The sequence below is a fragment of the Inquilinus sp. NPDC058860 genome (genome assembly GCF_042743185.1).
GTDB lineage: Bacteria > Pseudomonadota > Alphaproteobacteria > DSM-16000 > Inquilinaceae > Inquilinus.
In genome coordinates this window covers 45379-70092 of record NZ_JBHYMS010000043.1, presented here as the reverse complement: position 1 = coordinate 70092, position 24714 = coordinate 45379, and the positions used below count along the sequence as shown (strand labels likewise).

25 protein-coding genes are annotated in these 24714 nt (G+C 68.3%); 11 read left to right on the top strand and 14 right to left on the bottom strand.

Going from position 1 to position 24714, the window contains the following annotated elements:
• Positions 1–157: 157 nt before the first annotated feature.
• The 7 genes from cysK to ACFW16_RS25335 all read right to left on the bottom strand — a co-directional run bounded on the left by cysK (position 158) and on the right by ACFW16_RS25335 (position 4934).
• Complete coding sequence (gene cysK / locus ACFW16_RS25365) at positions 158–1132, bottom strand: cysteine synthase A (protein WP_380310295.1); 975 nt, start codon at positions 1130–1132, stop codon at positions 158–160.
• A gap of 91 nt (positions 1133–1223) precedes the next feature.
• Positions 1224–1682, bottom strand: a complete 459-nt coding sequence (locus ACFW16_RS25360; protein WP_380310294.1) for an RrF2 family transcriptional regulator — start codon at positions 1680–1682, stop codon at positions 1224–1226.
• 3 nt (positions 1683–1685) lie between these two features.
• Complete coding sequence (gene dut, locus ACFW16_RS25355) at positions 1686–2144, bottom strand: dUTP diphosphatase (RefSeq protein ID WP_380310292.1); 459 nt, start codon at positions 2142–2144, stop codon at positions 1686–1688.
• 10 nt (positions 2145–2154) lie between these two features.
• Complete coding sequence (gene coaBC / locus ACFW16_RS25350; RefSeq protein WP_380310290.1) at positions 2155–3384, bottom strand: bifunctional phosphopantothenoylcysteine decarboxylase/phosphopantothenate--cysteine ligase CoaBC; 1230 nt, start codon at positions 3382–3384, stop codon at positions 2155–2157.
• Between the two features lie 126 nt (positions 3385–3510).
• Positions 3511–3828 (bottom strand): CcdB family protein, encoded by a 318-nt coding sequence (locus ACFW16_RS25345; protein ID WP_380310288.1) that lies wholly within the window; start codon positions 3826–3828, stop codon positions 3511–3513.
• A 5-nt stretch (positions 3829–3833) separates the two neighbouring features.
• Complete coding sequence (locus tag ACFW16_RS25340) at positions 3834–4079, bottom strand: type II toxin-antitoxin system CcdA family antitoxin (protein WP_380310285.1); 246 nt, start codon at positions 4077–4079, stop codon at positions 3834–3836.
• 93 nt (positions 4080–4172) lie between these two features.
• A complete protein-coding gene (locus ACFW16_RS25335; RefSeq protein ID WP_380310283.1) occupies positions 4173–4934 on the bottom strand; it encodes a class I SAM-dependent methyltransferase in 762 nt (253 codons plus the stop codon).
• Positions 4935–4981: 47 nt separating this feature from the next.
• On the opposite strand from ACFW16_RS25335, the gene mutM reads away from it, so the two are divergent.
• A complete protein-coding gene (mutM, locus tag ACFW16_RS25330; RefSeq protein ID WP_380310281.1) occupies positions 4982–5812 on the top strand; it encodes a bifunctional DNA-formamidopyrimidine glycosylase/DNA-(apurinic or apyrimidinic site) lyase in 831 nt (276 codons plus the stop codon).
• A gap of 38 nt (positions 5813–5850) precedes the next feature.
• A complete protein-coding gene (locus ACFW16_RS25325) occupies positions 5851–6630 on the top strand; it encodes an enoyl-CoA hydratase (protein ID WP_380310279.1) in 780 nt (259 codons plus the stop codon).
• A 60-nt stretch (positions 6631–6690) separates the two neighbouring features.
• Here the strand turns inward: ACFW16_RS25325 and ACFW16_RS25320 are convergent, their stop codons facing one another.
• From ACFW16_RS25320 to ACFW16_RS25300, 5 genes are all read right to left on the bottom strand, one after another.
• Positions 6691–7095: a DoxX family protein gene (locus ACFW16_RS25320; protein ID WP_380310277.1), complete on the bottom strand. Its 405-nt coding sequence runs from the start codon at positions 7093–7095 to the stop codon at positions 6691–6693.
• A 93-nt stretch (positions 7096–7188) separates the two neighbouring features.
• A complete protein-coding gene (iolE, locus tag ACFW16_RS25315) occupies positions 7189–8085 on the bottom strand; it encodes a myo-inosose-2 dehydratase (RefSeq protein WP_380310275.1) in 897 nt (298 codons plus the stop codon).
• A 37-nt stretch (positions 8086–8122) separates the two neighbouring features.
• Positions 8123–9976 (bottom strand): 3D-(3,5/4)-trihydroxycyclohexane-1,2-dione acylhydrolase (decyclizing), encoded by a 1854-nt coding sequence (gene iolD, locus ACFW16_RS25310; RefSeq protein WP_380310273.1) that lies wholly within the window; start codon positions 9974–9976, stop codon positions 8123–8125.
• 13 nt (positions 9977–9989) lie between these two features.
• Positions 9990–11909 carry a 5-dehydro-2-deoxygluconokinase gene (gene iolC, locus ACFW16_RS25305; protein ID WP_380310271.1) on the bottom strand — a complete coding sequence of 640 codons (1920 nt, stop codon included), beginning with the start codon at positions 11907–11909 and terminating at the stop codon, positions 9990–9992.
• A complete protein-coding gene (locus ACFW16_RS25300; protein WP_380310269.1) occupies positions 11902–12720 on the bottom strand; it encodes a 5-deoxy-glucuronate isomerase in 819 nt (272 codons plus the stop codon). Before ACFW16_RS25300 ends, iolC begins: the two co-directional genes overlap by 8 nt.
• A gap of 171 nt (positions 12721–12891) precedes the next feature.
• On the opposite strand from ACFW16_RS25300, the gene iolG reads away from it, so the two are divergent.
• From iolG to betI, 3 genes are all read left to right on the top strand, one after another.
• Entirely contained in the window at positions 12892–13878 is a 987-nt protein-coding gene (gene iolG / locus ACFW16_RS25295) for an inositol 2-dehydrogenase (RefSeq protein WP_380310267.1), read from the top strand.
• 373 nt (positions 13879–14251) lie between these two features.
• A complete protein-coding gene (locus ACFW16_RS25290; RefSeq protein ID WP_380310265.1) occupies positions 14252–14800 on the top strand; it encodes a cold-shock protein in 549 nt (182 codons plus the stop codon).
• Positions 14801–14929: 129 nt separating this feature from the next.
• Positions 14930–15526: a transcriptional regulator BetI gene (gene betI / locus ACFW16_RS25285; RefSeq protein WP_380310263.1), complete on the top strand. Its 597-nt coding sequence runs from the start codon at positions 14930–14932 to the stop codon at positions 15524–15526.
• Here betI and ACFW16_RS25280 read toward each other — a convergent pair.
• Complete coding sequence (locus tag ACFW16_RS25280) at positions 15523–16371, bottom strand: LysR family transcriptional regulator (RefSeq protein WP_380310261.1); 849 nt, start codon at positions 16369–16371, stop codon at positions 15523–15525. The two genes, betI and ACFW16_RS25280, sit on opposite strands and share 4 nt — an antisense overlap.
• Before the next feature lie 105 nt (positions 16372–16476).
• On the opposite strand from ACFW16_RS25280, the gene ACFW16_RS25275 reads away from it, so the two are divergent.
• On the top strand, positions 16477–17505 hold the full coding sequence (locus ACFW16_RS25275; protein WP_380310259.1) for an aldo/keto reductase: 1029 nt from the start codon (positions 16477–16479) through the stop codon (positions 17503–17505).
• 66 nt (positions 17506–17571) lie between these two features.
• On the opposite strand, the gene ACFW16_RS25270 is transcribed toward ACFW16_RS25275, so the two are convergent.
• Positions 17572–18594, bottom strand: a complete 1023-nt coding sequence (locus tag ACFW16_RS25270) for a substrate-binding domain-containing protein (RefSeq protein WP_380310257.1) — start codon at positions 18592–18594, stop codon at positions 17572–17574.
• Positions 18595–18803: 209 nt separating this feature from the next.
• On the opposite strand from ACFW16_RS25270, the gene ACFW16_RS25265 reads away from it, so the two are divergent.
• The 5 genes from ACFW16_RS25265 to ACFW16_RS25245 are packed head-to-tail and all read left to right on the top strand — an operon-like array spanning position 18804 to position 24482.
• On the top strand, positions 18804–20081 hold the full coding sequence (locus ACFW16_RS25265; RefSeq protein ID WP_380310255.1) for an extracellular solute-binding protein: 1278 nt from the start codon (positions 18804–18806) through the stop codon (positions 20079–20081).
• A 12-nt stretch (positions 20082–20093) separates the two neighbouring features.
• Complete coding sequence (locus ACFW16_RS25260; RefSeq protein ID WP_380310253.1) at positions 20094–21026, top strand: carbohydrate ABC transporter permease; 933 nt, start codon at positions 20094–20096, stop codon at positions 21024–21026.
• Position 21027: 1 nt separating this feature from the next.
• The gene (locus ACFW16_RS25255; RefSeq protein WP_380310251.1) at positions 21028–21879 is read left to right on the top strand and encodes a carbohydrate ABC transporter permease; all 852 of its coding nucleotides are present in this window, start codon (positions 21028–21030) and stop codon (positions 21877–21879) included.
• Positions 21880–23391 carry an argininosuccinate lyase gene (argH, locus tag ACFW16_RS25250; RefSeq protein WP_380310249.1) on the top strand — a complete coding sequence of 504 codons (1512 nt, stop codon included), beginning with the start codon at positions 21880–21882 and terminating at the stop codon, positions 23389–23391.
• On the top strand, positions 23391–24482 hold the full coding sequence (locus tag ACFW16_RS25245) for an ABC transporter ATP-binding protein (RefSeq protein WP_380310247.1): 1092 nt from the start codon (positions 23391–23393) through the stop codon (positions 24480–24482). The genes argH and ACFW16_RS25245 overlap by 1 nt, the downstream gene beginning before the upstream one ends.
• Positions 24483–24714 lie beyond the last annotated feature (232 nt).

Here is a 24714-nt window from a genome sequence, read left to right as displayed (position 1 = left end):
TGGTTTCGAGAACCGGCGCGCAGCGGACGTTTGAGTCCGTGAGCACCGGAAGCTTCGAGTCCGCCATCAGACGGCCGCGCCAGTAGCAGTATCGGGCGGGCTCGCGAAAAGCGGGCCCGAAGGCCCGCTTCCCCCGCACGCACTGAGAAGGCGGAGCTTAATCCAGCCCTTCGAACAGCGCGGTCGACAGGTAGCGCTCGGCGATCGAGGGCACGATCACGACGATCTTCTTGCCCTCGTTCTCCGGCCGGGCGCCGACCTCGAGCGCCGCGGCCAGGGCGGCGCCGGAGGAGATGCCGGCCGGGATCCCCTCCAGCTTCGCCGCCTGGCGGGCGACCTGGAAGGCGCGTTCGTTCGAGATCCGCACGACCTCGTCGATGACCTTGGTGTTCAGCACGCCGGGCACGAAGCCGGCACCGATGCCCTGGATCTTGTGCGGGCCCGGATTGCCGCCGGACAGCACCGGGCTGTCCTCCGGTTCCACCGCGATCGCCTTGAAGCCCGGCTTGCGCGGCTTGATCACCTCGGCCACGCCGGTGATGGTGCCGCCGGTGCCGACGCCCGAGATCAGGATGTCGACACCGCCCTGGGTGTCGTTCCAGATCTCCTCGGCCGTGGTGCGGCGGTGGATCTCCGGGTTGGCCGGGTTCTCGAACTGCTGCGGGATGATCGCGTTCGGGATGCTCTGGACCAGCTCCTCGGCCTTGGCGATCGCCCCCTTCATGCCCTTCGGGCCCTCGGTCAGGTGCAGCTCGGCGCCCAGCAGCTTCAGCATCTTGCGCCGCTCGACCGACATGGTCTCGGGCATGGTCAGGATCAGGCGATAGCCCTTGGCGGCGGCGACGAAGGCCAGCGCGATGCCGGTGTTGCCCGAGGTCGGCTCGATCAGGGTGCTGACGCCCGGCTTGATCTTGCCGGACGCCTCCAGCGCCTCGATCATCGCCAGGCCGATGCGGTCCTTCACGCTCGACAGCGGGTTGTAGAACTCCAGCTTCGCCAGGATATCGGCCCTGGCGTCATGGGCCTCGGCCAGCTTCTTCACCCGCACCAGCGGAGTCGCGCCGATGGTGTCGAGGATCGAGTCGTAGATCTTGCCTCGGAACTCGGTCTTCCCGGCGGTGGAAGAGGACATATTACTCTCCAAGGGCGTTAAATTGGTTGATCAACATATATACGCGCCGGCCTTGGGGAAGGCCAGCCGCTCGGATCAACCCGGGCGGAGCTCAGATCGAGAAGTCGACGGGGGCGGCCCGCTCGCGCGGGATGCCCTTCTCGCGGGCCTGGTTGGCCAGGTCCTCGATGCTCAGGGCGTCGAGCTTCTTGACCGCTTCCTCCTGCAACTCGGCCCACAGCGGGCGGACGATCTCCTGGCCCAGGCGGGACCCCGGCGGCAGCGCCTCCTCGTCGTCCGCCGCCGTCTCCAGCGACCGGATGGCGCGGACGATCTCGCCGACCGTGATCCGCCGGCGTTCCCGCGCCAGGCGATAGCCGCCGCGCGGCCCGCGCACCCCGGTCAGGATGTCGACCCGGACCAGCTGCTGCAGCACCTGCTCCAGATACCGGCGCGGGATGCCCTGGCGCTTGGTGATCTCGGCGCTCTGCACCGGCGTGTCGACGGCATTGTAGGCGATGTCGAGGACCGCCTCGATCGCGAACAGCATCTTCTTGGGCAGTCGGAACATCCGTCAGGCTCCCGTTCCGGTGGATCCGTAGCCGCCCGTGCCCCGGGCGGTGGTGTCGAGGCCCTGTCGCTCGTCCCAGGCGACGGTCGCGTGGCGGGCCACGACCATCTGGGCAATGCGCATGCCCCGGGTGATGGCGACGGGCTCGTCGCCATGGTTGATCAGCACCACGCCGATCTCGCCCCGGTAGTCGGAGTCGATCGTGCCCGGCGCATTGACGATGGTGATGCCGTGCTTGAGGGCGAGGCCGGAGCGCGGTCGCACCTGCGCCTCCCAGCCGGCCGGCAGGGCGATGGCGATGCCGGTCGGGATCAGCACCCGGCGCCCGGGGGCCACCGTCACCGGCTCCGCCACGGCCGCGAGCAGGTCCAGCCCGGCCGACCGCGCGGTGGCGGCGGCGGGCAGGGGCAGGTCGGCGCCGTGCGGCAGGCGGGTGACGGCGATGGAGACGGCTTCGGTCATCGGTCCGGGGTCAGCCTTTCTCGAAATGGCGGGCGATCGCGCCGGCCAGGCGCGTGCCGATATCGGCCTTGCTCAGCCGCGGCCAGGTCTGGGCGCCTTCGGCCGTGACCAGGTGCAGGATGTTGGAATCGCCGCCGAAGGCCCGGGTGCCGGGCGACACGTCGTTGGCCAGGATCCAGTCGCAGCCCTTGCGGGCGCGCTTGGCCTGGGCATGGGCGATCACGTCCTCGGTCTCGGCGGCGAAGCCCACCACCAGGGCCGGCCGGTCGGGCCCCGGGGCGCTCAGCGTCGCCAGGATGTCGGGGTTCTCGGCCAGCGCCAGCGCCGGCGGCCCGCCGGCGCCCTTCTTGATCTTCTGGCCGGAGGGCACGGCGACGCGCCAGTCGGCCACGGCGGCGGCGCAGACCGCGGCATCGGCGGGCAGGGCGGCCCGGCAGGCGGCCATCATCTCGTCCGCCGTCTCGATCGGCACCACGGTGACGCCGTGCGGCGCCGGCTCATGGGTCGGGCCGGTCACCAGCGTCACCCGCGCCCCGGCCCGGTGCAGCGCCGCGGCGATGGCGTGGCCCTGCTTGCCGGAGGAGCGGTTGGCGATGTAGCGCACCGGGTCGATCGGCTCGTGGGTCGGGCCGCTGGTGACGATGACGTGCCGGTCCTTCAGCGGCCCGCCGGTGCCGAAGCGGTCGACCTCGGCGAAATAGGACTCGATGGCGGCGACGATCTCCAGCGGCTCGGACATGCGCCCCGGGCCGTATTCGCCGCAGGCCATCTCGCCGGGGTTCGGCCCGACCACGCGCACGCCGCGGCGCTGCAGCAGCGCCAGGTTGTCGCGAGTCGCCGGATGCTCCCACATCCGGACATTCATCGCCGGCGCCACCAGCGCCGGCTTGTCGGTGGCCAGCAAGGCGGTGGTGGCCAAGTCGTCGGCCAGCCCGGCCGCCATCCGCGCCAGGATGTTGGCGGTGGCCGGGGCCACCACGAGCAGGTCGGCGTCGCGCGACAGCCGGATGTGGCCCATCTCCGATTCGTCGGTCAGCGAGAACAGGTCGCGATAGACCTTGTCCTCGGTCAGGGCCGAAACGGCGAGGGGAGTGACGAACTCGGTCGCGGATCTGGTCAGGATGCAGCGCACCCGGGCACCGCGCTCGCGCAGTCGCCGGATCAGGTCCAGCGACTTGTAGGCGGCGATGCCGCCCGCGATGACCAGCAGGATGCGGCGGTCGCGCAAGGTCAGCGTCACGGCGGGTCCCCAGGGACGGCGGAAGGCGAACTACATCGCATGAGTGTTCTTTAGGGCCCCCAGCCGGATTCGGCAAGCCCTACAATCACCGCTTGCGACGAAATGCGCGACAGGGGCCGTGAAATCCTACCCCCAGCCGCGATTCATCATCCAGTCCATGGCGGCGATGATGGCGTCGCTCTCGGCGGTCAGGTTGGTTACGACAGGACCGAGCTGCTCCTTGGGGAGATTGAAGATCGCCAGCGTTGCCAGCCCGTACCGTTTGCCCTCGACGGTGAACGCCGGGCTTAACCGGTCGTTCGGCGGGAGGTTGGGTCCAGCCGGAGCCAAGGGAATAACGACCCAGCGCGACCGGTCACGGAAGATGCTGGATTGCAGGACGACGAGATAGGGATAGGCGGCCTTGCTCGCTCCGATGTTCCGATGCGCATCGAATTGCGGCATGGACCTCAGATCTCGCAATATTCGTCGGCCGGACTTCCGAATTGGGCCTCGTACTCGTTCCAGTACGCGACAATCGCCGCCGTCTCCTCCTCGATCCGCCGGCGTTCGGCCTGTTCGACGGCGGTCAGGAGTCCGGCTTCGGCCGCAGCAGAGACATTGATCCCCATGGCCTTCGCCTGGGCCACGAGGTCGCTGTTCATGCTGCAGTTGACGGGCTTCTTCGGAGCGTCTTCCCGATAGCGTGTGAGCATGTTGTCATCCACTCGATGCGCATAAGGAACGTAGAATTATGCGCAGTCTTGGGCCAATGCAATCATCAGGATCTGGATCGCCCGATCCGAGCCTCAGATCCGCCAGCCGGTATGAATGGCGGCGATGCCGGCCGACAGGTTGGTCCAGCGTACCCGCTCCAGCCCCGCGGCCTCGATTCGCTCGGCCAGGGTGGGCTGATCGGGGAAGCGGCGGATGCTCTCGACCAGGTAGCGGTAGCTGTCCTCGTCCTTGGCCACCGTCTTGCCCAGGCGCGGGATCACGGCGCGGGAATAGAGGTCGTAGGCACGGTCCAGGCCGGGCAGCACGACCTTGCTGAACTCCAGGCAGAAGAAGCGCCCACCCGGCTTCAGCACCCGCCGCGCCTCGCGCAGCGCATCGTCGATCCGGGTCACGTTCCGGAGGCCGAAGGAGATGGTGTAGACGTCGACCGACCGGTCGGCGACCGGCAGCGATTCGGCATTGCCGACCATGTGCAGGATCGGGCCGACCCGGCCGCGGTCGATCGCCCGGTCGCGGCCGACCGCGACCATGCCCTCGGTCAGGTCGCAGATGATGGCCCGCCCGGTCGGGCCGGCGCGGTCAAGGAAGCGGAAGGCGATGTCGCCGGTGCCGCCGGCCACGTCCAGCAGGACCTCGCCCGGGCGGGGCCGGATCGCGCTGATGAACTGGGCCTTCCACAGCCGATGGACGCCGCCGCTCATCAGGTCGTTCATCAGGTCATAGCGCTGGGCCACGCTGCTGAACACGCCATGGACGCGGTGGGTCTTCTCCGTCGGGTCGACCTCGGTGTCGCCGAACCAGCGGGACTCGGGATTATGGGGCGCGTCGCTCATGGCCGGGACCATAGCGTCCGGCGCCGGGTCGTGCCAGTGTGCCGGCCATGCCCGAGCTTCCCGAAGTCGAGACCGTTCGCCGCGGCCTGGTGCCCGTCCTGGAAGGCCAGCGCCTGGCCCGTGTCGAGCAGCGCCGCCCCGACCTGCGCTTCCCGCTGCCCGAGCGGATGGCCGAGCGGCTGACCGGCCGCCGGATCGTCCGCCTGGACCGCCGCGCCAAGTACCTGCTGATCCATCTCGACGACGGCATGGTGCTCTTGATCCATCTCGGCATGTCCGGCCGGATGATGGTCAGCCAGGGGCGGCCGCAGATCGTCAGCCCGCACGATCATGTGGTGTTCGAGACCGAGGCCGGATCGGTGGTCACCTTCAACGACACCCGCCGCTTCGGCATGATGGACCTGGTCAGCCAGAACGCGCTGCACGCCCACAAGGCGCTGGAGGCGCTGGGGCCGGAGCCGCTGTCGGACGAGTTCGACGCCGCCACTCTGGATCAGGCCCTGGCCCGCAAGATCACGCCGATCAAGGCGGCTCTCCTGGATCAGCGCGTCGTCGCCGGCCTCGGCAACATCTATGTCTGCGAGGCGCTGTGGGCGGCGCGGATCTCGCCCCGTCGCGTCGCCGCCTCGGTGGCGGGCGTGCGGGCGGCGCGGCTGGTGCCGGAGATCAAGGCGGTGCTGCGGCGCGCCATCGAGGCCGGCGGGTCGTCCCTGCGCGACCATGTCCAGGTCAACGGCGAGCTCGGCTATTTCCAGCATTCCTGGTCGGTCTACGACCGCGAGGGCGAGCCGTGCCGGACGCCGGGATGCCGCGGCACGGTCCGGCGCCTCGTCCAGTCCGGCCGCAGCACCTTCTTCTGCCCGGTCTGCCAGCGCTGACCGGGCGTTCGATCAATCGAAGATGCGGAGGAACCCTCATGACCGCGAGCTACGAGACCATCCTGGTCGAGACCCGGGGCCGGGTCGGCCTGATCACGCTGAACCGGCCGCAGGCGCTGAACGCCCTGAACGACGCGATCTTCCGGGACCTCGGCCAGGCCCTGGTGGCCTTCGACGCCGACGACGGCATCGGCGCCGTCGTCCTGACCGGGTCGGAGAAGGCCTTCGCCGCGGGGGCGGACATCAAGGAGATGGCGTCGAAGGACTTCATCGCCGCCTATCGCGGCAATCTGATCGAGAACTGGACCTGCATCACCAAGCTGCGCAAGCCGATCATCGCCGCGGTCGCAGGCTATGCCCTGGGCGGCGGCTGCGAGATCGCGATGATGTGCGACTTCATCATCGCCGCGGACTCGGCGAAGTTCGGCCAGCCGGAGATCAGGCTGGGCACCATCCCGGGCTCCGGCGGCACCCAGCGCCTGACCAAGCTGATCGGCCGGTCCAAGGCGATGGACCTGGTGCTGACCGGCCGGATGATGGATGCGGCGGAGGCCGAGCGGTCGGGCCTGGTCGCCCGCGTGGTGCCGGCGGCCGAACTGCTGGCCGAGGCGCTGAAGGCGGCGGAGACCATCGCCGGCTACTCGCTGCCGATCACGATGATGGCCAAGGAGGCGGTGCACCGTGCCGACGAGACGCCGCTGGCCGAGGGCATCCTGTTCGAGCGTCGCCTGTTCCACGCCACCTTTGCCACCGAGGACCGACGCGAGGGCATGGCTGCCTTCGCCGAGAAGCGGCCGGCCGCGTTCAAGCACCGCTGACCTCAACGAAAGCGGCGGGCTCGAGGCCCGCCGCTTCCGATCCGTCCGGGCGGCCGTGCCTCAGTCGCGGCCGGGGCCGATCGCCCAGGCGCCGGGGCCGAAGGCGGTGACCATCAGCAGGCCGCCGGCGATCGCCAGGTTCTTCATCGCCATCAGCTGGTTCAGCTGCATCTCGGCATCGGCCATGGTCCAGAAATGGTGGACGACGACGATGGTCAGCAGCGTGAAGCCGGCCATGACGAAGGCGGCCAGGCGCGAGAACAGGCCGAGGATCAGGAGGATGCCGCCGCCGAGCTCGACCAGGATGGTCAGCGCGGCGAAGAGCTGCGGCACCGGCAGGCCGTTGGAGGCGACATAGCCGACGGTGCCCTCGAAGCCGGTCAGCTTGGCCCAGCCGGAGACGACGAACAGGACGGCGAGGAAGATGCGGGCGAAGAAGGCGAAGAAGGACGAGAAGGCCGACATTTCACCATCCGGGTGAGTTGATTCGATGCGTCACTATGACATCAACCGCTTCGCCCGGATGGGGAAATCTGCATAAACAGTGTGTTGACGGCGTCAGACCTTCACCTCGAAGCCGGCGCCGGTCGCGAACTTCCACAGGTTGCGGTAGCCCAGCCGGGCATAGGTCAGCGGATGGGCCTTGGCCGGGTCCTGTTCGGCTTCCACCACCATCCAGCCGCTGTAGCTCTTCGGCAGGGCGTCGAAGATCCGCGGGAAGTCGATCATGCCGTCGCCCGGCACGGTGAACAGCCCGCCGATGACGCCGTCGAGGAAGCTCCGATCCTCGTCGCGCACTTTCTGCAGCACGTCGCGGCGCACGTCCTTGGCATGGACGTGGTTGATCCGGCTGGCGTAGCGCCTGGCCAGCGCCGCCGGGTCGCCGCCCGCCACCGTCATATGGCCGGAATCGAGCAGCAGCCCGACCGACAGGCCGGTGTGCTGCATCAAGAGGTCGACCTCGGCCTCGCTCTGCACCAGCGTGCCCATGTGGTGGTGATAGGCCAGTCGGACGCCGCGCTTCGCCATATGGTCGCCGACCGCGGTCAGCTTGCGCCCGAACTCCGGCCACGCATCCTCCGGCAGCGTCGGGCGCTGCGACAGCGGCGTGCCCCGGTCGCCATGCACGGCGCCGGAGGTGTCGCAGAACACCATGACCTTGCAGCCGAGCGCGGCGAGGAGGGCGAGATGCGGCTCAATCGCCGCGATCTCCTCCTCGACCGAGCGGTCGAGCAGGTTGGCGCTGTACCAGCCGGAAATGAGATTCAGGCCATGCGCCTCCAGGATCGGCCGCAGCGCGTCGGCCTGGCGCGGGAACTTGTTGCCCAGCTCGATGCCGGTGAAGCCGGCCTCGCGCGCCTCGAACAGGCAGGTCTCGAGCGGCGTCTCGCCGCCCAGCTCCGGCAGGTCGTCGTTGCTCCAGGCGATCGGGTTGGTACCGAGGGTGACGGTCATCGCGGCGGTCTCGTGGGGTTCGTGTGCGGGGAATGGCTCATGCATCACGCCCGGTGACGGGATGCCCGGCCAGCTGCTCCTCGTAGCTGGCGCGGGCCCGGCGCACCTGGTCGCGGTCGGAGACCTCGGGGACGGCCACGTCCCACCAGGCGCCGCCGGCCTCGGTCGTCACCACCGGGTCGGTGTCGATGACGATGACGCTGGTCTGGTCGGTCGCCTTGGCGCGCAGCAGCGCGCCTTCCAGCTCGGCGATGCCCGCCACCTTCTCCGACGCCGCGCCCATGCTGGCGGCATGGCCGGCGAAGTTGATCGGCTGGGCGCCGTCGATGTCGCGGAACAGGTTGTTGAAGGAGGCGCCGCCGGTCGCGTTCTGCAGCCGGTTGATGCAGCCGAAGCCGCGGTTGTCGAGCACGACGATGGTCAGCTTGACGCCCTGCTGCACCGCGGTCGCGATCTCGGAGTTCATCATCATGTAGCTGCCGTCGCCGACCAGGACGTAGACCTCGCGGTCCGGCCGGGCCAGCTTGACCCCGAGGCCGCCGGCGATCTCGTAGCCCATGCAGGAATAGCCGTATTCCAGGTGGTAGCCGCCCGGCGCGTCGGTGCGCCACAGCTTGTGCAGCTCGCCCGGCAGGCCGCCGGCGGCGCAGACCACGACGGCGCCGCGCCCGGCCGCCCGGTTAACCGCGCCCAGCACCTGGGCGTCGGAGGGCAGGGGGGCATTGCTGGCCGCGGTGGCGCGGTCGACCCAGGCCGTCCACTCCGCGATCAGTCCCTTCGTCCGATCGGACTGGGGCTTCGGCGCGGTCCAGGAGCCCAGCGCCTCGGACAGCTCGTCGAGGCCGCGCCTCGCATCGGCGACCAGCGGCAGGGCGCCGTGCTTGCCGGCATCGAACACGGCGGCGTTCAGCTGGATCAGTGTCCGCCCCGGCTTCCGGAACAGGGCGCGGGAGCCGGTGGTGAAGTCCTGCAGCCGGGTGCCGACCGCCAGCACGACGTCGGCGTCGACGGCCAGCGCATTGGCGGCACTCGAGCCGGTGACGCCGATCGAGCCGGCATTGGCCCGGTGGTTCCAGGCCAGGCTGCCCTTGCCGGCCTGGGTCTCGGCGACCGGCAGGCCGTGGCGCTCGGCGAATCCGGCCAAGGCCTTGGCCGCGCCGGAATAGAGCACGCCACCGCCGGCGATCACCAGCGGCCGCTCGGCCTTCCGCAGCGCCGCGACGGCCTGGGCCAGCTCGGCCTCGTCCGGGCCCGGGCGGCGGATGCGGTGCAACTGGTCCTCGAAGAACCAGGCGGGGTAGTCATAGGCCTCGGCCTGCACGTCCTGGCACAGGGCCAAGGTCACCGGCCCGCATTCGGCCGGGTCGGTCAGCACCGAAAGGGCCCGGGGCAGGGCGGTCAGGATCTGCTCCGGCCGGGTGATCCGGTCGAAATAGCGCGACACCGGGCGGAAGCAGTCATTGGCGCTGACCGTGCCGTCGCCGAAATCCTCGACCTGCTGCAGCACCGGGTCGGGCCGGCGGCTGGCATAGACGTCGCCGGGCAGCAGCAGCACCGGCAGCCGGTCGACATGGGCCAGCGCCGCGGCGGTCACCAGGTTGGTGGCGCCGGGCCCGATCGAGGTGGTGACCGCCATCATCCGGCGGCGGAACTTGGCCTTGGCATAGGCGACCGCGGCCAGGGCCATCGCCTGCTCGTTATGGGCGCGCAGGGTCGGCAATTCCTCGCGATGGGCGTACAGCGCCTCGCCCATGCCGGCGACGTTGCCGTGGCCGAAGATCGCCCAGCAGCCGGCGAACAGGCGCTCGCGGCTGCCGTCCTCCGCCTCGGTCCATTGCGCGGCGAGGTGGCGCACCAGGGCCTGCGCCATGGTCAAACGCACGGTTCCCATCCCTATCGCTCCTTCAGGCCGCGGCTTGCGCTGCGGCGCGGGCATTCTCCCAGGCGGCGATCAGGCTGCCATAGCCGGCGGCCATCCGTCTCACCGCTTCGTCGTCGTCGATGCGCCCGGCGATCCAGTCCTCGGCCGCGCGGCCGAAGATGGTGCGGCCGACCGCGAAGCCGCGGCACCAGGGCTGGCGCGCGGCCAGGGTGAAGGCGGCCGTCAGCTCCTCCTCCGGCGCCTCCAGCCCCAGCAGCACCACGCCGCGGCAATGCGGGTCGCGCCGGGCGATCACCTCCTGGATCGCCTGCCACGCCGTCTCCGATGGCGGCGGCGGCAGCTTCCACCAGTCCGGATGGATGCCGATGCCGTAGAGATGGTCCAGTGCCCGGGCCACGGTGCGATCGTCGGCCGGCATCGACCTCGGCGGGATCACCTCGATCAGCAGCTCGTGCCGGGTGGCGCGGCTGGCATCGAACAGGGCCAGCAGCTGGCGGTCCTGCTCGGCCTGGATCTCCGGCGGGTCGTCCGGGTGGTACTGCACCAGGCACTTCACCACATGCTCCAGCGGCCATTCCCGCAGGGTGACGCCGACATCCGGCCCGCCCTCGAAGCGCAGCGGTCGCGATCCCGGCAGCTCGATCGGCCGGCCGATCCAGGCGCCGCTGCCGGCGGCGGCGAACAGCGCCTCGCTGCCCAGCCGCCCGTCGATCAGCACGCCGAAGCCTGGCCGGTCGCCATGCGCCTGCCTCGCCGCCTGCCAGGCCAGCAGCTTGAAGTCGCCGATCCGCTCCGGGTCGACGCCGTGGCGCGCCGCCATCTCCTCCAGCTGCGACCTGTGGTCGAAGGCCATGGCGTGGACCTCGGGCCAGTCGCGGATCCGCGTCGTCGCCCAATGCACCTGGTTGAGGGCGGGGTCCTCGCGCAGCCGGTGATGGGCGCTGCCCTCGGCCAGGAACTGAGACAGCTCGGTCCAGCTCGGATAGGACGGGGCGCAGCCGTGGCGCGACACGGCGAAGGCGCCGCAGGCATTGGCGTAACGGCAGGCGGCCTCGACCGGCTCGTCGCGCAGCCAGCCGCGCAGGAAGCCGGCCATGAAGCCGTCGCCGGCGCCGAGCACGTTGTAGACCTCAACCGGGAAGCCGGGGCCCTTCACCCCCTGCTCGATGTCGTCCGGGATCGCGCCCGGAAACACGACGCAGCCCATCGGCCCGCGCTTGACCACGATGGTGGCGGCGCTCAGCTTGCGCACCCGGCGCAGTGCCGCCAGCGTTTCGGTGGCGCCGCCGGCGATGTGGATCTCCTCCTCGGTGCCGACGATCAGGTCGCAGTCCGGCAGGATCGCCTGCAGATGCGCAGTGACCGCCGAGCTCTCGACGAAGCGCTCCTCGCCCAGCCCGTGGCCGGTCAGGGCCCACAGCACCGGGCGGTAGTCGATGTCCAGCGCCACCTTGCGGCCATGAGCACGGGCCAGCCGCATCGCCTTCCGGCTCATCGCCGCGACCGAGGGGGTGGAGAAATGGGTGCCGGTGACGACCACGGCGCGGGCCGAGGCGATGAAGGCCTCGTCGATGTCGTCCTCGGACAGCGCCATGTCGGCGCAGTCCTCGCGGTAGAAGATCAGCGGGAAGGTATGGCGGTCGCGGATGCCCAGGATCACCAGTGCGGTCAGGCGCCTCGCGTCGGTGATGACGTGGCTGGTGTCGACGCCCTCGGCCGCCAGCTGCTCGCGGATGAAGCGGCCCATATGCTCGTCGCCGACCCGGGTCAGCAGGGCGGTGCGCAGGCCCAGCCGGGCGCCGCCGACGGAGATGTTGGTCGGGCAGCCGCCGACATATTTGGCGAAGGACGCCATGTCCTCCAGCCGACCGCCGACCTGCTCGCCATAGAGGTCGACCGAGGACCGGCCGATGCAGATGACGTCGAGCACCGGATCAGCCATGTCGGGACACTCCCTCCGGGCGCCAGAACTCGGCCGTGGCGTCCATGGTCCAGCGGTGCTCCTCGGTGAATTCCGGCACGGTGTAGGGGTTGCCCGCTAGGTGCCGGATCACCCAGGCGTAGTACATGCCGTAGCCGGGCGCCGCGCATTGCGCGTGGTCGAAGCCGTCGAAGATCTTGATCGTGTCGTTCGCGCGCACCTTCAGCACGGTCTCGCCCAGCTCGGCATGGCCGTAGCCGCGCGGATCGGTGAAGCGGTAGTGATAGATCTCCGGCTGCGGGTGGTGGTGCGGCGGATAGCTCGACCAGCGGCCCGGGAAGGTGACGACCTCGCCCAGCACCAGCTCGGCATTCGGGTCGCTGTTGCGCAGGTCGAAGATGGTGCGGACGTAGCGGTAGCAGGCATCGTCGACCTGACCCTTGCCGCGGTGCTCGTTCGGCACGTCCTCCGGCTGGAACAGGCGCGACGGGAAGGGCTTGGCGTTCTTCGTCTCGTAGACGGTGAACTCGGCCTCGGCCTGGGCCGAAAGCCGCACCCGGGCGCCCGCCGCGACATGCACGGCGCTGGCCGATTCATCAAACAGCGAGGCGCGCGAGAAGCGCACCGTGCTGTTGTCGACGGTCACCTCGGCGATGCCGGACATCAGGAGCCAGGCGGTCTCGTTCGCGGTCTCGATCTCGCGGCTCTCGCCCGGTGCCAGCTTCAGTACGGATACCGCGATGCCGGTGTCGTCCTCGGGCTCGTCGAAGCGGGTGATCTGCGTCAGCCCCGGGCCGAAGCCGCCGCGGTGGCCGGTCAGATGGCGGGTCATGGCTGTCCTCCCCAAGGGCGATTTCGATCAAATAGAACAAATATTCCATTTGACTGCAACCTCAGAATTCTGATTTTTCTGTCGCTGTCGGCCGCCGCCGGGACGATGATCCGGCGCGTCGCGAGGGCCAATGCCGGGGCGCAGACCCGGCGCACCGCGAAAGGGAGAACCATGCTCAAGATCTGCCAGTTCGGTGCCGGACGGATCGGGAAGATCCATGCCGACAACATCGCCCGGAATCCGCGCACCCAGCTGGTGGCGGTGGTCGACGTGCATCACGAGGCCGCCGAGGCGCTGGCCAAGCAGCACGGCGCCGCGGTCGGCGACGGGCTGGCCGCGCTGGACGGCGCCGACGCGGTGGTGATCGCCAGCTCGACCGACACCCATGCCGACCTGATCGAGGCCGCGGCCAAGGCCGGCAAGGCGATCTTCTGCGAGAAGCCGATCGACCTCGACAGCGCCCGGGTCGAGGGCTGCCTCGACATCGTCGCCCAGGCCGGCGTGCCGCTGGCGCTCGGCTTCAACCGGCGCTTCGACCCCAGCTTCGAGGCGGTCCATGCCGGCATCGCCGAGGGCCGCATCGGCAAGGTCGAGCTAGTGGCGATCACCAGCCGTGACCCCGGCCCGCCGCCGGCCAGCTACATCCGCGTCTCCGGCGGGCTGTTCCGCGACATGATGATCCACGATTTCGACATCGCTCGCTGGCTGCTGGGCGAGGAGCCGGTGGAGATCTATGCGACGGCCAGCAACCTGGTCGACCCGGCGATCGGCGCCGAGGGCGACGTCGACACCGCGGTGGTGACGCTGAAGACCGCGGGCGGCGCCATCGCCCAGATCTCGAACAGCCGCCGCGCCGTCTACGGCTACGACCAGCGGGTCGAGGCCTTCGGCTCGCTCGGCATGCTGCGGGCCGAGAACCGGGCGGCGACCACGGTGGAATATGCCGGCGCCGACGGTGTGGTGCGGGACAAGCCGCTGCACTTCTTCCTGGAACGCTATGCCGAGGCCTATCGGCGCGAGCTCGACGACTTCATCGACGCGGTGCTGGAGGGGCGGGCGCCCCGGGCCGGCGGCGAGGACGGGAAACGAGCCCTGCTGCTTGCCGACGCGGCCTGGGAGTCGGTCAAGACCGGCGCCCCGGTGCGGCTGTCGCGCTGACTTTCGCCCGAATAGCGCTGCGAAAGATTCTCTCTCGGCCCGGTGCGACGCCTATGGTCAAGGCGCGCGGCCTGAGGTTATAGTTCGTCCGGGTGTCTTCTGTAGGCTCGGCTGAGGGGTAGAGAGACGTTACTTCGCCCGCGGGTGGTCATCACGCGCGGGCTGGTTGTCTCAGGTAACGAATGGTCGTCTCGACAAAAACGTTCAGACCGTCCAGCACCGGTGCGCAGCCGGTTGCGAGCGGACAGAGTTTGGTTTCCGCTCGCGGAAGCCGCACCCTTGGTCCTGGTGCAGCACTTTCTCTTGGAGTTTCAGTTCAATGATGAACCGACGTCATCCGCCGCGCGTCGGAGGCGGCGAATATCGCCGTGACGTGACGGCAGTGGTCAAGTGGTTCAACCCGACGAAGGGCTTCGGCTTCGTCCAGGTGACGGACGGTTCGCCGGATGCGTTCCTGCACGCCTCGGTCGTGGAACAGTCCGGCCATCGCGAAATGTATGAGGGCACGAAGATCGTCTGCGACATCGCGGAAGGTCAGAAGGGCCCGCAGGTCGCGGTGATCCATCGCATTGAGGAGCTCGGTGCCCCGCCGGCCGGCGGTGGCGGCGGCGGCTTCCGCCCGAGCCGCTTCGGCGACGGTGGCGGCCGTGGCGGCTTCGGTGGTGGTGGTGGTGGCGGCTTCGGCGGCGATCGCGGCGGCTTCAGCGGCCCGGCGACCGAGGTCGAGGGCACGGTGAAGTTCTTCAATGCAGAGAAGGGCTTCGGGTTCGTGACGCCGGACGACGGCGGCAAGGACGTCTACGTCGCCTCGCGCGCCCTGCAGAAGGCCGGCCTGCCGAGCCTGAACAGCGAGCAGCGGGTTCGCCTGACGGTCCGCATGGGCCAGAAGGGCCCGATGGCGGAAGCCGTCCAGCTGCTGTGACGACGGACACGGCCCGGGGGAAACCCCGGGCCGTTGCCTTTCGTGGCCGGGCCCCGCTCCGCCCCATCCGATCGCGTGCCCGACCATAAACCAGGGCCGCGCGCGAAGTTCACGCGCGAACTGCCGGCGGTGCGACGCCGGGCGCTGATCGAAGCCACGGCCCGATGCCTGGCCGAACGCGGCCACGCGGCCACCTCCGTGCGCGAGGTCTGCGCCCGCGCCGGCGTGTCGCCCGGGCTGGTGCGCCATTATTTCGGCGGCATCGACACCCTGATCGCCGAGACCTACCGTTTCATCGGCAGCCACGTGGCCGAGACCCTGACCGTCGCCTTGGACGCGGCGGATTCGGCGCCCGAGGCGCGGCTGCGCGCTTTCATCGACGCCAGCTTCCGGCCGCCGGTGCTGGACCCCGACCTGCTGTCGATCTGGCTGTCCTTCTGGGCCCTGGTGCGCCGCGACGAGGCGATCCGCCGGATCCACCGCGATGTCTACGCCGCCTATCGCAGTCGGCTCGAAGGGCTGATCGCCGAGGCTGTCGGCGCCCGCCAGCGCCGGGTCGACACGGTGCTGGCGGCGCTGGCCTTCACCGCCATGCTCGACGGGCTGTGGCTCGAGCTCTGCCTCGACCCCTCGGTGTTCACGCCGGACGACGCCGTGCGCATCGCCAATGGCTGGGTCGACGGCCTCCTGTCCGGCAACGCCATGGGACTGGCGGCGGATACCTAGCCGCGCAATAGCGCCCGGTTGTCCCGCATCAGCCGGACGATGCGCTCGATCACGGCGCGCACCGCAGGGTGGCGCCGTTCGTCCTGGTGCAGCACCAGCCATTGCTGGTGACGCAGCTCCTCCACCTCCTGCAGCCGGTCGAGATCCGGATCGGCGTCGCCGACGAAGCAGGGCAGCACCGCCCGGCCGACACCGCGGTGCAGCAGGTCCAGGATCAGCCGTGGATCGTTGCCGCGAGCGACGATGGCGGCGGCGTACCGTTCCGCCACCCAGCGGGCCGAGGGGGTGACGGTGCCGTCACCGGTGACGCCGATCCAGCGCTCCTCCAGGTCGCCGCCGCGCCGGCCATAGACGGCGAAGGCGATGTCGCCGGTCCGCCGCCCGGCCAGCCACGGCTCCTCCGGCCGCCGGTTGCGCACACCGATGTCCGCTTGGCCGCGGGCGATGTCGAGCCGGGCGTTGGCGGCGACGAAGTCGATCGTCCAGGCCTCGCCGGGCGACCACAGCGCATCGATGTGCCGGGCCAGGAACCAGGAGGTCCATGTCCCGGCCGAGATCCGCACGGTGCGGCGCGGCGACAGGCCGTCGCGCCAGCGCTCGATGCCGGTGGCGGCCGCCTCCATCTCCTCCGCCTGGACCAGGAACTGGCGCCCCGGCTCGGTCAGGCGGTAGCCCAGCCGCTCCCGGACGAACAGGCGCTGGCCCAGGCTGCGCTCCAGCGCCGTCATCCGGCGCCCCAGCGTGGCCGGGCTCGATCCCGCCTGGCGGGCCGCGGCGCTCAAGCCCTCGCCGCGGGCCACGGCCAGGAACAGGCGGATGTCCTCCCAATCGACCGGGCTTTTCATTCCTGCAACGCTCATTTCAGTGCTGCGTGTTCCGGGCCCGGATCATAGCGGATAGCCTTCCCATCATTGATCCCCATTCTTTTCGATGATGAAAAGGGAAGCGCCATGACCGACCAAACCGAACCGGCCACGCAAATCCGCCTGTGGGATAGGCGAGAGGTGCCGCGCCTCGGCCTCGGCTGCTGGGCGATCGGCGGCCCGTTCTTCGCCGGCGACACGCCGCTCGGCTATGGTGCGGTGGACGACGCGGAATCGATCGCGGCCATCCATTGCGCCGTCGATCTCGGCATCCGGTTCTTCGACACCGCCGACGTCTACGGCGCCGGCCATTCCGAGGAGGTGCTGGGCCAGGCCCTGGAGGGCCGCGACGAGGTCGTGATCGCGACCAAGCTCGGCAATCGCTTCGACCCCGCCACCAAGCAGTATGGCGGCAGCATCGAGGACGGCGACCTGCGCCGCGAGGTGCGCAGCGCGGTGGACGCATCGCGGCGCCGGCTGCGGCGCGACCGGCTGGACCTGGTGCAGCTGCACCTGAACTCGATGGCGATCGACCGGGCCGGCGAGGTGTTCGACGAACTCGACGCCCTCCGCGTCGGCGGCGCCATCGGCGCCTATGGCTGGAGCACCGACTACCCGGAGCGGGCGGCGGCCCATGCCGGGCGGGATGGCTTCGTCGCCGTGCAGCACGGCATGAACCTGTTCTTCGACGCGCCGACCATGTCCGGCGTGGCCGAACGGCACGGGCTGATCTCGATCAACCGCTCGCCGCTGGCCATGGGGCTGCTGACCGGCAAATTCGCGGCCGGGCAGGTGCTGCCGGCGGGCGACGTCCGGTCCAACACCCTCGGCTGGATGGACTATTTCAAGGACGGCCGGGTCGTGCCGGGCTTCGCCGAGAAGCTGGAGCGGATCCGGCACTTGCTCGCCGCCGACGGCCGCAGCCCGGCCCAGGGGGCGCTCGCCTGGCTCTGGTCCAGGTCGCCGCGCACCCTGCCGATCCCCGGTTTCCGGTCGGTGGCGCAGGTGCGGGAGAATGTCGGCGCGCTGGAGAAGGGACCGCTGCCGGCCGAGGCGATGGCGGAGATCGAACGGCTGATCGACCGCCCGCCGGAGGGGGCGGCGCGGGAGCGGTGAGGGCAGGGCGGCGCGCATCCTTCCAGGCATCGACTTCACCGCATAAAGCAGCGAGCGCGCCCGGCCCTAGGGTTGCGGCTGCGCCAAGGCTACGGAATCGCGCAGGATGAGTTCGAAGGGCAGGATCTCACGGATGGGTTCCGAGACGTTCTTTTCGATCAGCTCGATCAGGATCAGGGCGAGCCGTTCGCCCGCGCCGCGGATCGAGGTCGCAGTTGCCGTCAGCGGCGGTGCAAACTCGGCGGCGCTGCATCCCCTGACGCCGTCATCATGGCAGACCACCGAAACGTCGGCCCCGATCTTCAGCCCATGCTCACTTATGGCGCGATAGACGCCGCGGGCTTGAAAGACCGACCCGCAGACAAAGGCGGTCGGCCGCTCTCGGCCGTCGAGCCGGCGCCTTGCGGTTTCGTAGCCCGTGGCTTCCGTCATCGAGACGAACTCGATGGCATCCGGCAGCGGGGCCAGCCCGCGAGCGGCGAAGGCGCGCAGGAAGGCCGCGGCGCGTGCCGCGGCGTAACGGAACTTCTCGAGGCCATTTATGGCCACGATGCGCCGATGTCCGTAATCGAGGAGCAGACTCGTCAAGCGTTCAAACGACGTATCGTTGTCCGTGTCGACGAAGGAATAGGGCTCCTTCACCTCGCTGCGGCCATGCACGACGAAGGGCAGGCGAAGCTGGTTCAGCAGGGCGATGCGCGGATCGTCGACGAGGGGGCGCGTGATGATGACGCCGTCGACGGCCTTTGATGACGCCAGCTTGCGCAGGATAGCTGCCTCATCATCCTCGAACGGCGCCAGCAGCAGGCTGTAGTTGCGGCGCGTGACAGCGGTCGAGATGCCCGCCAGCACATCCACGAAATTGGTCTCGGGCAGTTGAAGCCGCTCGAGCGGGAAGACGAGCCCGATCGCCTCGGCCCGGCCGATCGCGAGGCTGCGCGCCCGCGCGTTCGGCCGGTACCCGGCGGCTTCGGCGGCGGCAACGACCCGCCGCCGCGTCGTCTCCGGAATGCTGGGATGGGACCGTAGAGCTCGGCTCACAGTGGATTGCGAAAGACCGAGCTCAAGGGCGAGCGTCTTCAGATTCATCGTGATTTGATGCAAGCGCTTGCTTCTCTCATGCACCTGGAGCCACTCACGGAATCGGTCTGTGGAAACGGCCAAAACGGCCGACGAATAGCCAGATTTAGCTGATATGGCCTCAGTTGACAAACGCCAACGCTCACGTACGATACCTCGCGCTACGCAAGCGCTTGCTTAAATGCGAGCAAAATGATTCTGGCACGGGAGGAACCCTGATGAGCTTGTCGGCAATCGCCCGATCCTCGATTCGTCGGTCGCTCTTGGCCGCGGCCTTTGGCGTTTTCGCGTTCGTCTCCAGCCGGGTGCACGCGGTCGAGATTCAGTACTGGCAGTACGTCTTCGACACCCGCGTCCAGGCGATGACTGAGCTGATCAAGCAATTTGAGGCCGAGAATCCCGACATCACGGTCAAGCAGATGACCTTTCCCTACGCCGATTACCAGACGCGGCTGATCGCGGCCAAGATGGCCGGGCGCGACCCTGAGGTGATGCAGCTTTTCTATGGCTGGCTCGACACGTTCATCGCGGGCAAGCTGATCCAGCCGTTGTCGAAGGCGGCGTTCAAGGATGAGGAGATCGAACGGGACTTCTTCCCCATCGTCTCGGCGATGAAGCGCGACGGCCAATATTACGGCCTGCCGACGGCTGTGCGCGCCATGGCGCTTTTCTATAACAAGAACCTGTTCCAAGAGGCCGGGCTCGACCCGGAGAAGCCTCCGCAGACGCTGGACGAGCTCGTCGCGGCCGCCAAGGCGATCGTCAAGCGCGACGCGGCCGGAAACTACCAGCAGGTCGGCATCGCGCTCGATATTGCGCGGCAGGACCACAATTGGTGGCGCGAGATCCTCGTCCGTCAGTATGGCGGCGAGTCCTATTCGGCGGACGGCAGCAAGGTCGCCTACAACACCGAGGCCGGTAGAAAGTCGCTCGAATTCTACACGGGTCTGCAGAAGGCGCATCACGTCGGCCAAGCGGGTTTCATGGACGAGGGCCAAGCGGCGTTCCGCGCCGGTCTCGCCGGCATGGTGGTCGACGGAACATTCCGCGTCGCCTCCTACAAGACGATCCAGGGCTTCGAATGGGGCGTCGCGGAGCTGCCCACCCATGACGGCAAGCGGGCCAATTTCGGCAGCTATTTCGCCAACGCCATCGGTGCGTCGGCGGAGGGCGAGAGGCTGGCGGCGGCCCAGAAGTTCCTTGCGTTCCTCTCGTCCGAGAAGGCGATGGCGATCTGGCTGGAGAAGGTCGGCGAACTGCCGGCCCGCCGCGCCGTGGCGCTGACCGAAGCCAATATCAAGGACCCGATCTACGGCCCCTTCATCCGTGCGCTCGACTACGCGGCAACGCCGCCGATGGTCGATGAGACGGCCCAGCGCCAGGTCTCGATCGATATGATCAACGGCGTGCTGCTGCAGGACCAGCCGATCGACGACGCGCTGAGCGCGGCAGCCGCCCGCGAGCAAGCCATCCTCGATAAGTTCAAGGCGAAGTAGGGGGCGGGGCGCATGACTGCGACGACGCTATCGCCCCGGGGCGCCGGCTCCAGCGGCATCTGGGGGCGGCTGACCATATCGGCGAAGCAGATCGTCTGGGCCTGGGTGTTTCTCGCCCTGCCCGTGTCCTTCTTCGCCGTCGTCCGCTTCTATCCGACGCTGGAAGCCTTCTACCTGTCGGTGACCGACTGGGACCTGCTGAACGAGGCGCGGTTCGTCGGTTTCGACAACTACCGGAAGCTGTTCGCCGATCCGGTATTCTGGCAGGTCTTCCGCAATACCTTCGCCTATCTGATCTTCGGCACGCCGATCGCGATCCTGCTGTCTTTCGCCATCGCTTATTATCTCGACCGCGTGCGGTTTCTGCACGGTCTGATCCGCGCGCTCTACTTCTTGCCGTACCTCACGGCCGCCGCAGCGATGGCCTGGGTTTGGCGCTGGTTCTACCAGCCCCCACCGATCGGCGTCATCAACAGCATCCTCGGCTTCGCCGGCGTGCCGGCGCAGCCCTTCCTCCGCTCGGTCGACCAAGCGCTGCCGGCGATCATGCTGACCGCGATCTGGGCGCATCTCGGTTTCCAGATCATCATCTTCATGGCCGGGCTGCGCGCCATCCCGACGAGCTATTATGAGGCGGCACGCATCGACGGGCTGGGTGAGGGGGCGATCCTGGCTCGCATCACCATACCGCTGCTGAAGCCGACCACGGTTTTCCTCGTCGTGTTCTCGTCGATCGGGTTCCTGCGGATCTTCGACCAAGTCTACAACATGACCAGCAATGATCCTGGCGGCCCGCTCAACTCGACCAAGCCGTTGGTCCTGATGATCTATCAGACGGCATTCTCTTCTTATCAGATGGGCTATGCGGCGGCCCAGACCGTCGTTCTGTTCACCATTCTGTTCGCGATCTCGATGGCACAACTCTGGATCCTGAGGAGCCGCTGACTTGAGCAGTGACAACAAGAAGCCCGCTCCTGCCTACGGCGCCGTCCGTCCCGGCCGCATCATGGCCTGGACGGTCCTGTTCCTCGGCGGCGTCGTCATGATAACGCCGCTCCTGTTCATGTTCTCGACCTCGTTGAAATCGGCCGGCCAAGTCTATGACCTGCGCCTGATCCCCGATCAGCCGACACTCGCCAACTACGTCAAGGTTCTGTCCGATGGGCGCTTCGGCCGCTGGTTCCTGAACTCGGCCCTGATCGCGACGATCGTCACCCTGTCGTGCCTGTTCTTCGACAGCCTCGTCGCCTACACGCTGGCCAAATTCAGCTTCCCCGGCCGGCGGGTGGTCTTCCTGGCGATCCTGTCGACGCTGATGATTCCGACCGAGATGCTGGTCATCCCCTGGTATCTGATGGCGAGCAAACTCGGCTGGATCGACACCTACTGGGGCATCATGTTCCCCGGCATAATCACCGCCTTCGGCGTCTTCCTGATGAAGCAGTTCTTCGAGACGGTCCCGAACGACTTCCTCGAAGCGGCGCGGGTCGACGGCCTCAACGAGTTCGCGATTTGGTGGAAGGTCGCGCTACCGCTGGTCACGCCCGCGCTTTCGGCGCTGGCGATCTTCACCTTCCTCGGCAACTGGACGGCGTTCTTCTGGCCCCTGATCGTGACCACCGATCAGTCGCTCTACACCTTGCCGGTCGGTCTTTCGAGCTTCGCGGTCGAGCAATCCATCCAGTGGGAGCTGATCATGACCGGGGCGGCTCTCGCGACCATCCCGACATTGGTGATCTTCCTGTTTTTTCAACGCTACATCGTGCGCGGCGTGATGCTTGCGGGAGTCAAAGGCTAAATGATGAGCATTCTGCAGGCCAAGGACGGGTCACGCTTCCCCGATCCGGTCTACCGGGAGACCGTGCTGCGGCCGCTGTTCGACGGCGCCCGACGCTACCATGCCGAGGCGCTGCGCCGGATCGACCGGGCTCATCTCGTCATGCTGGTCGAAACCGGTGTCCTCGGCGCGGCACAGGGCGCCGCCATCGCCGGTGCGTTGCAGGCGATGGACCGCGAGATCCGCCTGGACGACCTCGCCTATGGCGGCGACGTCGAGGACTATTTCTTCCATATGGAGCGCGAGTTGAAGGCACGCGTCGGGCCCGACATCGGCGGCCGGCTGCACACGGCGCGCTCGCGCAACGATATCGACCACACCTTTCTCAAGCTCGGCCTCAAGCCCCGCGTCGATCGCCTGCTGGCGGCCTGTCGGAAGCTTCTGGCCGCGCTGATCGAGGTGGCCGCTCGTGACCGGGATGTCCTGATCGTCGCCTATACCCACGGCCAGCCGGCCCAACCCACCACCTACGGACATTACCTCGCCGCGATGAGCGAGGTGCTGATCCGCGACGTGGAGCGGCTCGAAGCCGCCCGCGCGATCGTCGATCTTTGCCCGATGGGGGCGGCGGCGATCACCACTTCGGGCTTTCCGATCAGCCGGCAACGCGTCGCCGAACTCCTCGGCTTCGCGGCGCCGCAGCGGAATTCCTATTCCTGCATCGCCGCGACCGACTATCTGACATCGGTCTACAGCGCGATCGTGCTCCTGTTTCTGCATCTCGGCCGCCCGATCCAGGATTTTCAGTTCTGGTCGAGCTTCGAGGTCGGTCAACTCTATCTGCCGAATGGCTTCGTGCAGGTTTCGTCGATCATGCCGCAGAAGCGCAATCCGGTGCCGCTCGAGCATCTGCGGCATCTGTCCAGTCAGGCTGTCGGGCGCGCTCGGGCGGTCGTCGACGTGATGCACAACACGCCGTTCACCGACATGACCGACAGCGAGGCCGAGACGCACGAGATGGGCTATCAGGTCTTCGACGTCGCTCAGCGCGTGCTCGATCTCCTGACGGCCACCCTCCAGGCCTGCCGCATCGATTCCGAACGCGTCGCCGCCAATCTAAGCCGCTCCTGCGCCACCATCACCGAACTGGCCGACTGGCTCGTGCGCAGCGAGGGTTTGTCCTTCCGACAAGGGCATGAGATCGCCGCCGAGGTCGCCCGCGCCGTCGTGGCCATATCAGGCGATCTGCCGACGGACGGCTACCCGGCCTTCGCCTTGGCCTTCGAGCGCCATCTCGGGCGCAAGCCAGTGGCCGATGCGGCCGAATTCGCCCGGATGGTCTCGCCCGAGCACTTTGTCGCGGTGCGCGATCGCTTCGGCGGCCCGGCCCCCGCCGCCATGGACCCGGCCCTTGCGGGCTACCGCGTGGCGCTGGACGCGTTCGCGGCCCGTGCCGCGGCGATCGCCGCGCGGGAGGCCGCTGCGGCGGACGAACTCGAACGCCGCATTCAAGACGTCGCGAAAGGTGGATGATGGCCAGGATCGAGCTCGAGAAGATCACCAAGCGCTACGGCAGCATTAGGACCGTGCACGATATCGACCTTACCGTCGAAGACGGCGAATTCGTCGTGCTGGTTGGTCCTTCGGGCTGCGGCAAATCCACGACCCTGCGCATGATCGCGGGCCTGGAGGCGATTTCCGGCGGGACGCTGCGCATCGGCGGCCAGGTGGTCAACGACCACGACCCCAAGCATCGGAACATCGCGATGGTCTTCCAGAACTACGCGATCTATCCGCATCTCACCGTGGCGCAGAACATCGGCTTCGGACTCTACAGGTCCAAGCTCCCCAAGGCGGAAAAGCAGGCGCGCATCCGTGAAACTGCCCGAATCCTAAGTCTCGATCCCTATCTCGAGCGCCGCCCCGCTGCGCTCTCCGGCGGGCAAAGGCAGCGTGTGGCCATCGGCCGGGCGATGGTGCGCGACCCCGTGGCCTTCCTGTTCGACGAGCCGCTCTCCAATCTCGACGCCCAATTGCGCGGGCAGATGCGGCTCGAGATCAAGCAGTTGCACCAGCGGCTCGGCAGCACGATCGTCTTTGTCACGCACGATCAGGTCGAGGCGATGTCGCTCGCCGACAGAATCGTCGTCATGCGCGAAGGCCGCATCCTCCAGGTCGGCGCGCCGATGGAGCTGTACAATCGGCCGGCGGATATCTTCACGGCGCGTTTCATCGGCACGCCGGAAATGAACATGATCGAGGCGACGATCGATGGCGGGCAGGTGAACCTCGGAGCGAACGCCGCGTCGGTTCGCCTATCCGAGGTGCTGGGCTTGCCCTCGGACATCGGCACCGGCCGATCGATCGTCCTGGGGGTGAGGCCGCAGGAACTCACCCTGCTGGCCGACGGGCAGGACAATTTCCCCATCCGGATCGCGGGCACGGTGCGGGTGGCGGAGCCGCACGGCTCGGAAACATTCCTGTTGCTCGATCTGCCCCAAGGGCACGTCGTCGCTCGCGCGCCTTCGAGCATTGCCTTCAAGCCCGGCGATGCGGTCGCATTCGGTGCGGAGGCCGACTGCCTGCGGCTGTTTGATAAGGAGACCGAAAAGCTGATCAATTGAGGCGGATTGGGGAAAGCGATCCGTCGCAGCTTCTGGCGGCGCCTGGCCAGCCCGGCGCGCCGGGCAATCGCTTGAAGGAAATCGCCACAGATTGCCGGTCCCTCTCCCGCAAGCGAGACCTTTCGGAAGAGCCTGAACCCATTCTTTCCTAGTCCCCCTTGCGGGAGGGGGAACTCATTGAGTTTGGGACTTTGTCCCAGATTGGCCTTTGCTTTGCGATCCCGGCGCCGGT